The organism is Maricaulis sp. (assembly GCF_048269565.1).
Taxonomy (GTDB): domain Bacteria; phylum Pseudomonadota; class Alphaproteobacteria; order Caulobacterales; family Maricaulaceae; genus Maricaulis.
The window spans coordinates 502,419-517,149 of sequence record NZ_JBLXIK010000003.1 but is presented as its reverse complement, the minus strand read 5'-3'; the positions used below and the strand labels follow the sequence as shown (position 1 = coordinate 517,149).

9 protein-coding genes and 1 tRNA gene are annotated in these 14,731 nt (G+C 64.3%); 4 read left to right on the top strand and 6 right to left on the bottom strand.

What is annotated here, in order from left to right:
- Positions 1-126: 126 nt before the first annotated feature.
- The 5 genes from parE to ACN0YL_RS09230 form a co-directional block, all read right to left on the bottom strand.
- On the bottom strand, positions 127-2,142 hold the full coding sequence (gene parE, locus ACN0YL_RS09250; protein ID WP_417497777.1) for a DNA topoisomerase IV subunit B: 2,016 nt from the start codon (positions 2,140-2,142) through the stop codon (positions 127-129).
- 38 nt (positions 2,143-2,180) lie between these two features.
- Positions 2,181-2,783, bottom strand: coding sequence for a hypothetical protein (locus tag ACN0YL_RS09245; protein ID WP_417468009.1), 603 nt, complete (start codon positions 2,781-2,783; stop codon positions 2,181-2,183).
- A 55-nt stretch (positions 2,784-2,838) separates the two neighbouring features.
- Positions 2,839-6,054 carry an autotransporter outer membrane beta-barrel domain-containing protein gene (locus ACN0YL_RS09240; protein ID WP_417497776.1) on the bottom strand — a complete coding sequence of 1,072 codons (3,216 nt, stop codon included), beginning with the start codon at positions 6,052-6,054 and terminating at the stop codon, positions 2,839-2,841.
- A gap of 168 nt (positions 6,055-6,222) precedes the next feature.
- A complete protein-coding gene (gene glnA, locus ACN0YL_RS09235; protein ID WP_417492247.1) occupies positions 6,223-7,626 on the bottom strand; it encodes a type I glutamate--ammonia ligase in 1,404 nt (467 codons plus the stop codon).
- Between the two features lie 41 nt (positions 7,627-7,667).
- Positions 7,668-8,006 carry a P-II family nitrogen regulator gene (locus ACN0YL_RS09230; RefSeq protein WP_417468013.1) on the bottom strand — a complete coding sequence of 113 codons (339 nt, stop codon included), beginning with the start codon at positions 8,004-8,006 and terminating at the stop codon, positions 7,668-7,670.
- Between the two features lie 127 nt (positions 8,007-8,133).
- On the opposite strand from ACN0YL_RS09230, the gene ACN0YL_RS09225 reads away from it, so the two are divergent.
- The 3 genes from ACN0YL_RS09225 (at position 8,134) to ACN0YL_RS09215 (ending at position 13,531) form a co-directional block, all read left to right on the top strand.
- Positions 8,134-9,666: an NAD(P)H-hydrate dehydratase gene (locus ACN0YL_RS09225; protein WP_417497775.1), complete on the top strand. Its 1,533-nt coding sequence runs from the start codon at positions 8,134-8,136 to the stop codon at positions 9,664-9,666.
- Positions 9,667-9,737: 71 nt separating this feature from the next.
- On the top strand, positions 9,738-12,017 hold the full coding sequence (locus ACN0YL_RS09220; protein ID WP_417497774.1) for an NADP-dependent malic enzyme: 2,280 nt from the start codon (positions 9,738-9,740) through the stop codon (positions 12,015-12,017).
- An 89-nt stretch (positions 12,018-12,106) separates the two neighbouring features.
- On the top strand, positions 12,107-13,531 hold the full coding sequence (locus tag ACN0YL_RS09215; protein ID WP_417497773.1) for an MATE family efflux transporter: 1,425 nt from the start codon (positions 12,107-12,109) through the stop codon (positions 13,529-13,531).
- Here ACN0YL_RS09215 and ACN0YL_RS09210 read toward each other — a convergent pair.
- Positions 13,528-14,136 carry a methyltransferase domain-containing protein gene (locus ACN0YL_RS09210; protein WP_417497772.1) on the bottom strand — a complete coding sequence of 203 codons (609 nt, stop codon included), beginning with the start codon at positions 14,134-14,136 and terminating at the stop codon, positions 13,528-13,530. The two genes, ACN0YL_RS09215 and ACN0YL_RS09210, sit on opposite strands and share 4 nt — an antisense overlap.
- Positions 14,137-14,256: 120 nt before the next feature.
- On the opposite strand from ACN0YL_RS09210, the gene ACN0YL_RS09205 reads away from it, so the two are divergent.
- Positions 14,257-14,341, top strand: a tRNA-Leu gene (locus tag ACN0YL_RS09205).
- Positions 14,342-14,731: the final 390 nt, after the last annotated feature.

Below are 14,731 nucleotides of genomic sequence, written 5' to 3'. Positions count from 1 at the left end.
CGTCACGGATGTCTCAACTATTTAACTGCGCAAACCGGCATTCGCCGGCGTCCCGCACACCTCCCAAATCGGGGAGGAACCACTCAAACCTCCAGCGGCGAGCCGCGTGGAGATTTTCGTGCAGGATCAGATATCCAGCGTGCTGATTTCCGGGGCATGTTCCTGGATATAGGCAAAGCGCAATTCCGGCTTCTTGCCCATCAGGGTTTCCACCAGCGCGTCGACCGTGGGCAGGCCATCCTCGGGGATGATGACGCGGGCCAGGGTGCGCACGCCGGGGTCCATCGTGGTGGCTTTGAGCTGTGCCGGGGTCATTTCGCCGAGGCCCTTGAAGCGGCCGATATCGACCTTGGAAGAGCCCTTGAACTCGTCGCGCAACAGCTGGTCGCGATGAACCTCGTCGCGGGCATAGAGCGTGTGGCTGCCCTGGGTCAGTCGGAACAGCGGTGGCTGGGCGAGATAGAGCCGGCCGGCATGGATCAGCTCGGGCATGGCCGTGTAGAAGAAGGTGATCAGCAGCGCCGCGATATGGGCGCCGTCGACATCGGCATCGGTCATGATGACGATGCGCTGATAGCGCAGGTCCTCGAGCTTGAATTTCGAGCCGGTCTGGCAGCCCAGCGCCAGTTGCAGATCGCTGATCTCCTGATTGGCCGCGACCTTGTCGCTGGCCGAGGAGACGACATTGATGATCTTGCCGCGCAGGGGCAGGATGGCTTGTGTCTTGCGATTGCGCGCCTGTTTGGCCGATCCGCCGGCGGAATCGCCCTCGACCAGGAAGAGCTCGGTGCCATCGGCATCGGCGCGCGAGCAATCGGCCAGCTTGCCGGGCAGGCGCAGGCGGCGCGAGGCCGATTGGCGCTTGACGGTCTTCTCCTTGCGCCGGCGCAGCCGGTCCTCGGCGCGCTCGATCGCCCATTCCACCAGCTTGGTGGCTTCCTTGGGCGAGCCGGCGAGCCAGTGGTCGAACTGGTCGCGCACGGCGGCCTCGACCAGTTTGGCCGCTTCCGGCGAGGCGAGGCGCTCCTTGGTCTGGCCCTGGAATTCCGGTTCGCCGATGAAGACCGAGACCAGCGACCCGCCGCCGCCCATGACATCATCGGGGGTGATGAGGGCGGCTTTCTTGGCGTGGCTGTGATCGGCATAGGCGCGCAGACCCTTGGTGATCGCGGCGCGGAAGCCCTGTTCATGCGTGCCGCCCTGCGGGGTGGGAACCGTGTTGCAATAGGTCTGGCAAAACCCGTCGGCCTCGCTGCCGAAACCATTGCTCGACCAGGCCATCGCCCACTCGACACCGCCGCCATCGCCGGGGCGCTCGACCTTGCCGGTAAAGGCCTCGGTGGTGACCAGCGCCGACTTGCCGGTCATCTCGGCCAGCCGGTCAGCCAGGCCGCCCGGGAAGCACAGGATTGTCTCGGCGGGGATGTCGGTACCTTCGACCATCGATTGCGGGCAGCGCCACAAAATCTTGACGCCGCGGCGCAGGAAGGCCTTCGAGCGCGCCATCGCATAGATGCGCGCCGGGCTGACCTTCATCTTGTCGCCGAAGATCTCGGTATCGGGCAGGAAGCGGATCCGGGTGCCGCGGCGATTGGCGGTCGCGCCGACGCGCACGATCGGGCCTTGCGGCAGGCCGCGCGAATAGCTTTGCGACCACAACACCTTCTCGCGCGCCACCTCGACCTCGAGCACCGAGGACAGGGCGTTGACGACCGAGATGCCGACGCCGTGCAGGCCGCCGGAAGTCTTGTAGGCCTTGTCGGAGAACTTGCCGCCGGCATGCAGGACGGTCAGCACAACCTCCAGCGCCGACTTGTCGGGGAATTTCGGGTGCGGATCGACCGGGATGCCGCGGCCATTATCGGTGACGGTGATATAGCCGTCCTCATCAAGGGAGACCTCGATCCGGTCGGCCCAGCCGGCCACGGCCTCGTCCATCGAATTGTCGAGGATTTCGGCGAAGAGATGGTGGTAGGCGCGCTCGTCGGTGCCGCCGATATACATGCCGGGACGGCGGCGCACGGCCTCAAGCCCTTCGAGGACCTCGATCTGGGCGGCGGAATAGCCCGCCGGCGGCGTCGCATCAGGGATGGGCGCAGGCGAGGACGAGAACAGGTCGGATTGCGAGCTTGGTGATGACATCACCCCAGCATGCCCGAGTCGGACGCGCTAGGGGAGATTCAAAACAGCCAAAAGCGGTGGGAAAGCCGGCGTTCACAGCCATTGATCTGCGTTTGATAGCGTTGCGCATCGCGGGCGACATCGGCGGCGACATTCACCAGCCAGCGCTTGGAGCGATAGGTGCCGCGATTAAAGCCGCCATGCCCCTCATGATAGGCGAGGTAGAGATCGCGCGCATTGGAGGACTCGATACCGGACAATTGCCGGCTCTTGGCGGCATACCAGCCGACGAAATCAACGGCATCGCCAAAATTATTGCGATTGGCGCCGCCGCGCCCGGTGTCCTCGCGATACCAGTCCCAGGTGCCGTCCAGCGCCTGGGCATAGCCATAGGCACTCGACGGGCGGCGGCCGGGAATGATGCCGAACAGGCGATTGCGGGCCGGCCGGGCATTGGCGTTGAAACTGGACTCTCGCTTGAGAATGGCCAGTTGCACGCCGGGCGGAACGCCCCAGCGGCGCTCGGTGCGCTGGATGGCGCGCCACCAGGAGCGGTTGTCCTCGAGGATCAGGCAGACATCGGCGGTCTGCGACGGCGTAGGCGTCGTGCAGGCCGCAAGCCCGGTCAGGGCCAGACAGAGGATGAGGACGGCGCGTTTCATGCCGCGCAGTCTGGCCCTACAGGGTTAATCGAGTCTTGCCGGTCAGGGGCGGCGGCTAGAACACCATCCGCATGACGATACGGGCCGTGTGACGGATGAAATCCTCACGCAGGTCGGCATCATAATCGAAGGAGAAGACCGAATAGCCCGAGCCGGCCGCGATGCCGAAGCCAAAGATGAAGCCCGTACCCGGCATCTGCTGCGAGCGCAGGGTGAAGGTGTCGTCATAGCCGACGAATTGGGCCTCGGTTTCGGTCTCGCCATTGCTGAACTCATTGCGGAAACCGGCCTCGACATGCGGTGACCACCAGCTGTCGCCTCCTGCATAACGGGCGCCGAAGGTCAGCAGGGCGGTGCTGGAGAAGCTGCTGGAATCGCGGGCATCGACATAAAGATCGACGCCGGATCCGCCACCGGTTTCGGTGTAGGAGCCTTCATACAGGCCGAGATAATCGATCGAGGCCGACGGGCGGAAATAGTAGTTCCCGGCGGTGAAGTCGCGACCGATACGGGCCGAACCGGCAATGTGGTAGCCGCTCCAGCTCGCCGTTGGCGACACGTCATAGCTGCCGATCAGGACGCGGCGGTTGTGCTCGAAACTGTCATAGCCGGCGGCGCCGTAGAAATCGACGGAGAGCCCGCCGAACTGCGAACCGGCATAGACGCCAAGCTGGCCGGAGACAGCCGACATCGGATCGTCAAAGCCGTCGACTTCGGAAATCTCGCTCGCGGAACCCACGAAGTTGATGCCGACGGCATCGAAGGGGCCAAAGGGCTGGTCGTATCCGATGGCGAGGCCGAGGCCGTGGCCGCGATAGCCCGGACCGAAGGACGTGCCGGCACGGTCAGCATAATAGCCGAATTCCTGCACCCACAGACCGCCGGTATTGTCCGGGCTGCGCCGGACGGCGTCGAGCCGGTTGGCGAGGGCGCCGACGGCGCTGTCATTGGTGGCCAGCGCAAACTGGATCGCGCTGGAGGCATATTCCGGCAACAACTGGTCATAGGCCTGGAAGAATTCGCTCCCGGTCGTCAGCGAGGCGATCGCCGCGCCGAGGTCGGCATTGCCCTGCCAACCGGCATAGCTGGCCTCATAGGCGGCGGCCTGGTTGGCATTCATGCCCAGCTGTTCCGCCGTGCGGCGCTGCAGTGTCAGGGTGAGGGCGTTGGAATTGTTCGGATCAAAATTCAGCGCCGCCTCGTAGAGATAGGGCGCCGTGGTGTCCTGCAGGAGGTCCAGCGCTTCCTCGATCACCAGGCTGTCGGCGGTGAGCACAACAAAGGTCGCACCTTCGCCGATCAGATTGGTCAGGGCCGAGGAGATGCGCGATCCGGATTCAAAGGTGACGGTGCCGGTGGCGTTGAGGGATGCTGCGATATTGGTTTCGTGGTTGACCTGGAAGCGCAGGACCGAACCGTCGCCGAAACGCGCTTCGCGGATCGTCGCATCGGTTGTGGCAGCGAGCGTCAGCTGGCCATTGTCGACGCTGATTGCGAGATCGCCATCAGCATCGCTCAGGGCGCCGGACACGATTGCATCGCCGCTGATGATCAGGTTGTCGGCGCCGGCACCAAAGCTCACATCGCCGGTCACCGATCCGGTCTCGACCCGAAGGGTATCGTCGAAGTCGCCAAACAGGATATCGCCGATGATCGAGACCACGGCGTCGTCTGCGGCATCGGCCGAGAGATACTGGTGCACGAGCGTGGCGGCGGAGGCCATTTGCAGGTCGAGTGCGACCGACTCGTAAGGCACGGCTGTAACGTCCTCATCCGGCTCGCCATAAAGGGCGCGGATGGTGCCCGTATTCGCAACCGAGGTCAGCGTGCCGGAGAAATCGCGCACGGCAATGACGCTGCCGCCACCGGTGCTGATCGCGGCGAGATCGCCATGATTGATCAGGGAGGGCATAGAACCGCCGGCCTCGATGACCAGCGCACGCGCGGTGCCTCCGATACCGACCGAGGTCGCGCGCAGGGCGCCTGAATTGTTGAGCACCGGGATAATCGCACCTTCGCCGATGGCGAAGGTGGTGCCAACGGCCGGCTTGGCCGTCGTGCCATAGGTCGTGGTCGCGATCGAGCCCAGATTGAGCATGCCTTCCGACAGCGTGGTGGTGAAACCGCCAGTGCCATCAATGCGCAGGCCGGTCGTGTCGATGCCGTCGAGATCACCGGTCGCGCCGATACCGCCACGATTGACGAAGCTGTAGCCGAGCAATTGCTGCGGTTCGCTCTCGTCGACATCCGTGGTGTCCGGATCATCGGGAATGGCCGGAATGACGACCTCACCCAGCACGATATCGTGGGTGTTTGCCACGATGTGCATCGCCGGCGCGCTGCCGCGGCTGGACACGGTGGCCGCGATGACGGTGGATTCGTTCAGTGCGGTGTCTTCATTGTCGGCAATCGGGCCATTGACCAGCAGGCCCTCGGCGACACTGCCGCTGATGACAATTGCCGAGCCGGAAATATTGTCGTCCTCGTCATCGAGCGTGAGTTCGTATTCCTCGAGGAATTCGTCCGTCAGCACACCGGAAAAACGGTAGGCATTCGAGGACACGGCACCGCTGACCAGCAGGCGCCCGCCGATATCGCCGTTCAGGCTGACAGCGATCGAATCCTCGCCCGTCGCCGTAACCGAGCCGCCAAGGACCACGTCGCCGGAAATATCGTCCTGGACATCAATCCCGACCGAGTCGTCGCCGATGATGCTCAGGGCGCCGCTATTGGAGAAGTCGCCGTCGAGATTGGTCAGGATCCGGATGCCGGCCGAGTCATTGCCGCGTACGACGATGGAGCTTGAAGAGGTGAACAGGATGTCGCCGGTAAAGACCGCGGCGCCATCGACGAGCACTGCAACGCGGTTGCCGCCGGTCGCGGTGTCCCCGTCGAGATCGCCGTCTTCATCCTCATCCGTCGGCAGGGTGTCAGAGACGACCTGGATCGAGCCCGAATTGGTGAAAGTGCCGGTATTGCCGCCGAGAATATGGACGCCGACACCACCATCATCATCGGTCGTGACCGAGATGGAGCCGCTATTGGTGACTGAATTGTCGCTGTCGAGAGTCAATGCCGGGTCGGTGACTGTGGTCAGCGTGACGCGGCCCGAGCTGGAGATCACCACATTGTCCGCCACCCCGCCATCGCCGGCCGTCGAGGTGAAGATCGGATCGGTGATTTCCGAGTCCACTTCGCGATCCGCAAAGGCGGCAGGGGCTGCAACACTCAGCGTTACAAGGGCGCTGGCGAACATAAAACGGCGACGCATACCGACTCCTGATCATGATGGCCGAAAACGGTTCGGCGAACTCAATCCGATTTGTAGCGAATGCAAGACGGCTCGTCGACCGTTCTGAATGTGTAAACTCATACAGTCACGGCCGGGATTGCTCCCGGCCGTGCATTCAGTTCGCGTGCTGGGGGCGGCAAGGCCCGGTCAGCATGAGTAATACATGTCGAATTCAACCGGGTGCGGGTGCATTTCGAAACGGAGCACTTCTTCCAGCTTCAGCTCGATATAGGCGTCGATCTGGTCGTCATCCATGACGCCGCCCTTCTTGAGGAATTCGCGGTCGGCATCAAGGGATTCGAGGGCTTCACGCAGCGAGCGGCAGACGGTCGGGATGTCCTGCAATTCCTGCGGTGGCAGGTCATAGAGGTCCTTGTCCATCGGATCGCCGGGATGGATCCGGTTCTCGATCCCGTCGAGGCCGGCCATCAGCAGGGCCGAGAAGGTGAGGTAGGGATTGCCGGCGGGATCCGGGAAGCGGGTTTCAAGGCGCTTGGCCTTGGGCGAGTTCACCCAGGGGATGCGGATCGAGGCGGAGCGGTTGCGGGCCGAATAGGCCAGCAGGACCGGGGCTTCGAAGCCGGGGACCAGTCGCTTGTAGCTATTGGTCGAGGCATTGGCGAAGGCATTGATGGCGCGGGCATGTTTGATGATGCCGCCGATATAGTGCAGGCAGGTTTCCGACAGGTCGGCATATTGATCGCCGGCGAAGACGGGATTGCCATTCTTCCAGATCGACTGGTGCACATGCATGCCGGTGCCATTGTCGTTCCACATTGGCTTGGGCATGAAGGTCGCGGTCTTGCCATAGGCATGGGCCACCATCTTGACCGTGTACTTATACATCTGCATGCGGTCGGCCATGGTGGTCAGCGTGTCGAACTTCATGCCGAGTTCGTGCTGGGCCGGGGCGACCTCGTGGTGGTGTTTCTCGGGCTTCAGACCGAGCTCTTCCATCACGGCAAGCATTTCGGAGCGCATGTCCTGGCCGCTATCGACCGGATTGACCGGGAAATAGCCGCCCTTGGGACCTGGACGGTGACCCATATTGCCGCCTTCATACTGGCGGCCGGTATTCTTCGGCATTTCCTCGCTGTCGATGGAATAGCCGGTCTCGCTCTGGCTGGTATTGTAGCGGACATCGTCGAACACGAAGAACTCCGCTTCCGGCCCGAGATAGGCGGTGTCGCCGATGCCGGTGGAGGTCAGGAAAGCCTCGGCCCGCTTGGCCGTGGTGCGTGGGTCGCGATTATAGCCCTTGCCCGTGCCGGGCTCGAGAATGTCGCAAAGCATGATCATGGTCGGCTGCTGATAGAACGGGTCCATGAACATGGCGTCCGTATCAGGCTTGAGGATCATGTCCGACTCATTGATCGCCTTCCAGCCGGCAATCGAGGAGCCATCGAACATCACGCCGTCTTCGAAAAAGTCCTCATTCACTTCGGAACGGTCGAAGGTGACATGTTGCAGCTGGCCGCGCGGGTCGGTGAAGCGCAGGTCGACATACTTGATGTCTTCGTCATGCAGTTTCTTGAGAATTTTGTTGGACATGGGCCAGGCTCCGAATTTGCTGGGCGGCAGAGAAGGATGGACTAGAGCGCGTCGAGGCCGGTTTCGCCGGTTCTGATGCGGATGACTCGTTCGATCGGGCTGACGAAGATCTTGCCATCGCCGATCCGGCCGGTCTGGGCCGCGGTCTGAATGGCTTCAATGGCGGCCTCGACCCGGTCGGCGGGCAAAACCAGCTCGATCTTGATCTTCGGCAGGAAGTCGACGACGTACTCGGCGCCGCGATAGAGTTCGGTGTGACCCTTCTGGCGACCAAATCCCTTCGCCTCGATGACCGTCAGGCCTTGCACACCGATTTCCTGCAGGGCTTCCTTCACGTCATCAAGCTTGAACGGTTTGATGATGGCTTCGATTTTCTTCATGGCCGACTCCGAAATCCTGATTTGAGGCTAGTGATGGACTGCGAGCTTACAACCGCCAAATGATCCGCGATAATGTTCCCGCTCACAAATGCCTCACAATCGGGCAGTTGTGCCGCACAATGGAGCGATGATGCCTCTCGACGTGCTCAAGACCGCGGATTGCGGTGCCTGCGACCGACATGCGGCCGCCCATGGTGTGCCCGGGCCAGTGTTGATGGAGGCTGCGGGACGCGCCGTCGCGCAAGCGATCCGCGCCCGATGGGCCCCGCGCAAGACGCTGATTTTGTGTGGTCCTGGGAATAATGGCGGCGATGGCTTCGTCTGCGGCCGCATCCTGCGCCAGGCCGGCTGGCCGGTGCGGATCGCGCTGCTGGGCGAGGCGGCGCAGCTGCGCGGCGATGCGGCGCACGCCTTCTCGATCTGGGATGGCCCGGTCGAGGCGCTGACGCCCGAATCGCCGGGCGATGCCGGCCTGATCGTCGACGCCCTGTTCGGTGCCGGCCTGTCCCGGCCGCTCGATGGCGTTGCCGTCGGCCTGGCAACACAGCTGGCCCAAAGTGACGTGCCGCTGGTGGCCGTCGACCTGCCCAGCGGCATCCAGGGCGACCGGCCTGAAACCGGCGGCGTCAGCTTTCGCGCCGATCTCACGGTCAGCTTTCACTGCCGCAAGCCGGCGCATTGCCTCGAACCGGCCGCCTCATTGTGCGGTGAGGTGGTGATCGCCGATATCGGCATTCCCGATGGCTGGCGCGAGGTCGCCCACCCGGTGGCACGGATCAACGCGCCGGACCTGTGGCGCGACAGGCTGCCGATACCGGATGCGGGAACGCACAAGCATCAGCGCGGCCGTCTGGTGGTGTTTTCCGGCGGCGCCAGCTCGACCGGCGCGGCGCGGATGTCGGCGCTGGCGGGGCTGCGCATGGGGGCGGGCCTGGTGACCCTGGCCAGCCCGGCCTCGGCGCTGCTGGTCAATGCCTCGGCGCTGACGGCGGTGATGCTCAAGCGCTGGGATGCCAACGCGGATACCGGAGAATTCCTGTCCGGATTGCGCGCGACAGCGGCGGTGATCGGACCCGCGGCGGGCGTGGGCGAGACCACGCGCCGCGCTGTCCTTGAAGCCTTGCAACAGCCGGCGCCCGTGCTGCTCGATGCCGACGCGCTGACCAGTTTTGAGTCGGAACCGCAAACCCTGCTGGCGCGGCTGCGGCCGCAGGATGTCATCACGCCGCACACCGGCGAGTTTGAACGCGTTTTTCCGGGACTGCTGGCGCGGTCCACCAACCGCATCGAGGCGACCGTCGAGTCGGCGCGTCTGGCCGGCTGTGTGGTCCTGCTCAAGGGGGCCGATACCGTCATCGCGGCGGAGGGCGAGATGCCGGTGGTCAACCGCCATGCCTGTCCCGCCCTGGCGACGGCGGGAAGCGGTGATGTTCTCGCCGGGATCATCGGCGGTTTGCTGGCGCAGTCGCTGCCGGCCTTCAAGGCGGCCTGCGCCGGGGCTTGGCTGCATGGCGATGCCGCCCGGCGGCTCGGCGGCGGGTTGATTGCCGAGGACCTGGCCGGCGTGTTGCCGCAGGTGCTGCAGGCACAGGCGGCCGGGCAGAGACGCCAGCGGGCGCTCGCGCGGCTGCTGCAGGCGGGGCCGTCGCCCGGTCAATAATACAGATCGCGGGCTTGGCGCGCGGCGCGTGTCAGGTCATGTTCGGACCACGCCCTCCACAAGGTTGCACCATGCCTTCAGATACCCCTTACAACGCCGACAGCCAGCTCGATATCGACGCACTCGTTTTCCACAACAAGCCGACGCCGGGCAAGCTGGCGATCGCCTCGACCAAGCCGATGTCGACCCAGCGCGACCTGGCCCTGGCCTATTCGCCGGGCGTTGCGGCGCCGGTGCGGGCCATCGCGGCGGATCCGGACGCGGTCTACGATTACACCTCCAAGGGTAATATGGTTGCCGTCGTCTCCAATGGCACCGCCATCCTCGGCCTTGGCAATCTCGGCCCGCGCGCCTCGAAACCGGTGATGGAAGGCAAGGCGGTCCTGTTCAAGCGCTTTGCCGATATCGACGCGGTGGACGTCCAGATCGACTATACCGATCCGGACGAGTTCATCGCCTGTGTGCGCGGCTTTGGCGACACGTTTGGCGGCATCAATCTGGAAGATATCAAGTCACCGGAATGTTTCGAGATCGAACGCCGCCTGCGCGAAATGCTCGATATTCCGGTCTTCCATGATGACCAGCACGGCACCGCGATCATCGCCACCGCCGGCCTGATCAATGCCTGCGATATCACTGGCCGCAAGCTGGAGGATATCAAGGTTGTGCTGTGCGGTGCCGGGGCTGCCGGCCTCTCGGTGCTCGAACTGATCGAATCGATCGGCGTGCGCAAGGAAAACACCATCGTCGTCGATATCGAGGGCGTGGTTTATGAAGGCCGCGAAGACCTGCACGAGCGCCTCGCCAAGCACGCGGTCAAGACCGGGGCCCGCACGCTGGCCGAAGCGGCCGCCGGCGCCGATGTCCTGCTGGGGCTTTCGGCCGGGGGCGTGTTCACCAAGCAGATCATTGCCAGCCTGGCGCCCGACCCGATTGTCTTCGCGATGGCCAATCCAACGCCGGAAATCACGCCGGAAGAGGTCAAGTCCGTCCGCGACGATGTCATCATGGCCACCGGTCGCTCGGACTATCCCAACCAGGTCAACAATGTCCTCGGCTTCCCCTACATCTTCCGGGGTGCGCTCGATGTCCGTGCCCGTACCATCAATGAGGAGATGAAGATCGCCGCCGCCCGTGCACTCGCGGCGCTGGCGCGCGAGGACGTGCCCGACGAGGTCGCGATCGCCTATAAGGGCGAGCGGCTGCAATACGGGCGCAATTACATCATTCCCTCGCCGTTTGATCCGCGTCTGATCTCCTGGGTGCCGCCCTTCGTCGCCAAGGCGGCGGTCGAGAGCGGGGTTGCCCGTCTGCCCTTCGCGGAAGGCGTCAACTACACTCATACGCTGGCCCGGCGGCTCGACCCGACGGCGGCGCTGCAACAGCGGGTCGCCGCCTCGATTCAGGCGGAACAGAAGACCATCGTCTTTGCCGAGGGCGAGGAACCGTCGGTGATCCGCGCCGCGCACGCCTTCCAGTCCCAGGGTCTGGGCCGGGCGATCCTGGTGGCCCGCGAGGACGTTGCGCTTGGCAATATGCGCGAGCTCGGTATTCCCGCCGGGTCTCTGGAAATCTGCAATGCCCGCCTGTCGGAGCATAATTCGGACTATGCCGACTTCCTGTACGGACGCCTGCAGCGCAAGGGTTACCTACGCCGTGATGTCCAGCGCCTGGTCAATAATGACCGCAATGTCTTCTCTGCCTGCATGCTCAAAATGGGCCAGGCTGACGGCATGGTCACCGGCGTGACGCGCCATTCCAACGTGGTGATGCGGGATGTGAAGCTGGCGCTGGAGCCGGCCGAGGGCGGCCGCGCTGTCGGCATTGCAGCTGCCGTGTCGCGCGGGCGCACCCTGATCATCGGCGATATCAGTGTCACCGAATTTCCCGACGCCCAGGCGCTGGCCGAGATCGCCATCGCGACGGCCAATTCCTCGCGCCGCCTCGGCATGACGCCGCATCTGGCTTTCCTGTCCTATTCCAGCTTCGGCAATCCGCCGGGTGAGCGTTCGGAAAAGATCCAGCACGCCGTGCGCATTCTTGACGGGCTCGGGGTCGACTTCGAGTATGAGGGCGAGATGGCGGCCGATATCGCCCTCGATCCGGAGCACCACGAACTCTATCCGTTCTCACGTCTGACCGAGGCCGCGAACATCCTGATCATGCCGGCGGTGCATTCCGCCTCGATCGCGGTGCGTCTGCTCAAGGCGGCGGGCGGTGCAACAGTGATCGGGCCCATGCTGGTGGGGCTTGAAAAACCGGTCCAGATTGCCCGGCTCGGCGCCTCGGTGACCGATATCGTCAACCTCGCGAGCATCGCCGCCTATGATCTCAACAAGCCCGCCGCATAGCCGCTATTCACGCTGAAGTGACTTCAGCCGGGTGCAGACAGGCCGGGCATTCTCTATCTAACATCGCCTGCGCGCTGGAAGGGTGACACATGGCCGGACGGACAGCACACGACATGACGCAGGGTCCGGTCTTCGGGCATATCCTGCGCATGCTCGTACCGATGAGTTTCGGCATCCTCGCCATGATGCTGGTGGGGATTGTCGATACCTATTGGGTCGGAACCCTGGGCACGGCCCAGCAGGCCGCAGTGCAGATGAGCTTTCCGGTCACCATGCTGGTGATGAGCGTCTCGATCGGCCTGGGCGCCGGGGCCGTCTCGGCCGTTTCGCGCGCCGCCGGCCGCAAGGATGCCAGCTCGATCCCGCGTATCGCCACGGACGCCATGACCCTGTCCCTGCTGTCGGTCGGGGCGGTTTCGGCGCTCGGCATCATCTTTGTCGAACCGATCTTCCGCGGACTGGGCGCCAGCGCGACCATGCTGCCGCATGTCGTCGACTACATGACGGTCTGGTTTGGCGGCATTGTGCTGATCGTCGGGCCGATGGTGGCGAGCAATATCCTGCGCGCGCTGGGCAATGCGATTGTGCCGAGCCTGATGATGATCGCCGCGGCGGTGTTCAATCTGATTCTCGACCCGATCTTCATTCTCGACGACGTCTTCGGCCTGTTTCCCGGCCTGGGCTGGGGCGTGTCCGGTGCGGCGCTGGCAACGGTCGCCGCCAACGCCCTGACTTTTGCGATGGTTGGCTGGTATCTGGTGTTCAGGGAAAAACTGATCGATTTCGGCTGGAGCGATCTCGGCGAGGTCTGGCATCACTGGGGCGATATCGCCCGCGTCGGACTGCCGGCCAGCATCTCCAACATCTTCAACCCGATCGCCATGACCGTCGCGATGAGCGGGCTGGCGATGGCGCGCTTCGGCGATGCCGCCGTTGCCGCACTTGGCGTTGCGGGCCGCATCGAGGCCTTTGCCATCGTGCCGCTGTTTGCGCTCTCGGCGAGTATCGGCGCTGTCACCGGTCAGAATGGCGGCGGCGACCGGCTCGACCGGGTGCGCGAAGCCTTCCGCTCCAGCTTCCTGTTCTGCATCGGCTGGAGCCTGGCGATCGCCATTGTGTTGTGGTTGTGTGCCGGTCTGCTGGCTGGCGCTTTCCTGCCCAGCGAGGCGGGGCAGGCGACGGCGATCTTCTACTGGCGCATCGTGCCGCTGACGATTGCAGGCTATGGCATCACCATCGCCGCCAGCGCCGGTTTCAACGGTCTCGGCCGTCCCGGCCATGGCATGGCGATCACCGCCGGCCGCGCGCTGGGGCTGATGGTGCCCGGCGTTCTGCTCGGCTCGTATTGGCTTGATGCACCGCAGGGTGTGATCTGGGGCGTGGCCTTCGCCAATATCGCTGCCGGTACGCTGGCCGGCCTCTATGTCCTGACCCGCGCGCCGATGACGGCGAAGCACGGCAAGGCGCGCAAGATGGCGCCGACGCCGGTCGCGGACGCCGGGGATGCCTCCTAGCGCCGCACCAGGACGCCGGCCAGTTCCGGTTTGCCGTTCAGGTCGGGGTGGGGCCAGGCGATGAAGCTGTCATCATCGGGCCAGATCCAGCGCTCGGCGGGGAAAAGGTCATGCATCGCATCCAGCGCACAGCCATAGGGCGGCCCGCCCCGCACATCCTTTTGCATGAACAGCGCCAGAAAATGCCCGCCCGGTTTCAGCCAGTCATACATGGCACGCTCGTAATCGCCCCGCAGGCGGGGCGGGATGGCGCACAGGAAAGTCTGCTCATAGACCCGGTCATAGGGTTTGTCGGGACGGTGGGCGAGGACATCACCCTCGAGCAGGGTCGCATCGAGCCCGGCCGCATCGAGTGCCTGGCGCTGGAAGGCGAGGGCGGTCGGCGACAGATCGGCGCCCGTTACATCTAGCCCGCAGCCAGCGAGAAAGGCGAGTTCCGGCGACCGGCCACAGCCGGGGATGATGACCCGGTTTCCCGGTTCCAGTTCTCCGGCCCGCATCCAGGCCAGCATGCCCGGATGCAGCTCCTGGCGCTCCCAGGGTGTGTCATCGGCGGCAAACCGGTTCTCCCAGTCGAAGCCGGTGCGTTCGGGTTCCTCGGTCATTTCTATCCTGTCCTCACGGGTGGGGCGAAGCCTGTCAGCGTGTCGTATCACGGCCGGTCGCAACACCCGAAATCCCGGTTGCACCGCTCATCGCTGCATGGCATCACCGCGCCGCTATATGCGGATGTGGCGGAACTGGTAGACGCGCTTGGTTTAGGTCCAAGTGCCGCAAGGCGTGGGGGTTCGAGTCCCTCCATCCGCACCAGCCTTCGCTCGCTGCGCGAGCTTCGGCTGGGCAGGCCCAACGCTAGAACAAGCGAAGGCTGTCCCGCCGTAGCCTTCGGCGAAGGCGGACACCCCGGACATCATGCGCTCCTCGCTTCTCGGCGCTCGCTGCGCGAGCTTCGGCTGGGCAGGCCCAACGCTAGAACAAGCGAAGGCGGACACCCCGGACATCATGCGCTCCTCGCTTCTCGGCGCTCGCTGCGCGAGCTTCGGCCCGGCAGGCCCGACACCCGGGCGAGTGAAGCCGGGCACCCCCGCCACCGGGCACTCGACACCCTTTGGCCGCTCGCGAATTCGCTCCTTCAGAGCAGTTCGGCACCGGCAAGCCGCTTCGCAGCGTTGCGCGGCTTGAATCGGCGTGACATAACGC

Bases quoted from the DNA above. Each gene is read 5' to 3' on its own strand.
- parE (WP_417497777.1), bottom strand. From the start codon at position 2,142: ATGTCATCACCAAGCTCGCAATCCGACCTGTTCTCGTCCTCGCCTGCG.
- ACN0YL_RS09245 (WP_417468009.1), bottom strand. From the start codon at position 2,783: ATGAAACGCGCCGTCCTCATCCTCTGTCTGGCCCTGACCGGGCTTGCG.
- ACN0YL_RS09240 (WP_417497776.1), bottom strand. From the start codon at position 6,054: ATGCGTCGCCGTTTTATGTTCGCCAGCGCCCTTGTAACGCTGAGTGTT.
- glnA (WP_417492247.1), bottom strand. From the start codon at position 7,626: ATGTCCAACAAAATTCTCAAGAAACTGCATGACGAAGACATCAAGTAT.
- ACN0YL_RS09230 (WP_417468013.1), bottom strand. From the start codon at position 8,006: ATGAAGAAAATCGAAGCCATCATCAAACCGTTCAAGCTTGATGACGTG.
- ACN0YL_RS09225 (WP_417497775.1), top strand. From the start codon at position 8,134: ATGATGCCTCTCGACGTGCTCAAGACCGCGGATTGCGGTGCCTGCGAC.
- ACN0YL_RS09220 (WP_417497774.1), top strand. From the start codon at position 9,738: ATGCCTTCAGATACCCCTTACAACGCCGACAGCCAGCTCGATATCGAC.
- ACN0YL_RS09215 (WP_417497773.1), top strand. From the start codon at position 12,107: ATGGCCGGACGGACAGCACACGACATGACGCAGGGTCCGGTCTTCGGG.
- ACN0YL_RS09210 (WP_417497772.1), bottom strand. From the start codon at position 14,136: ATGACCGAGGAACCCGAACGCACCGGCTTCGACTGGGAGAACCGGTTT.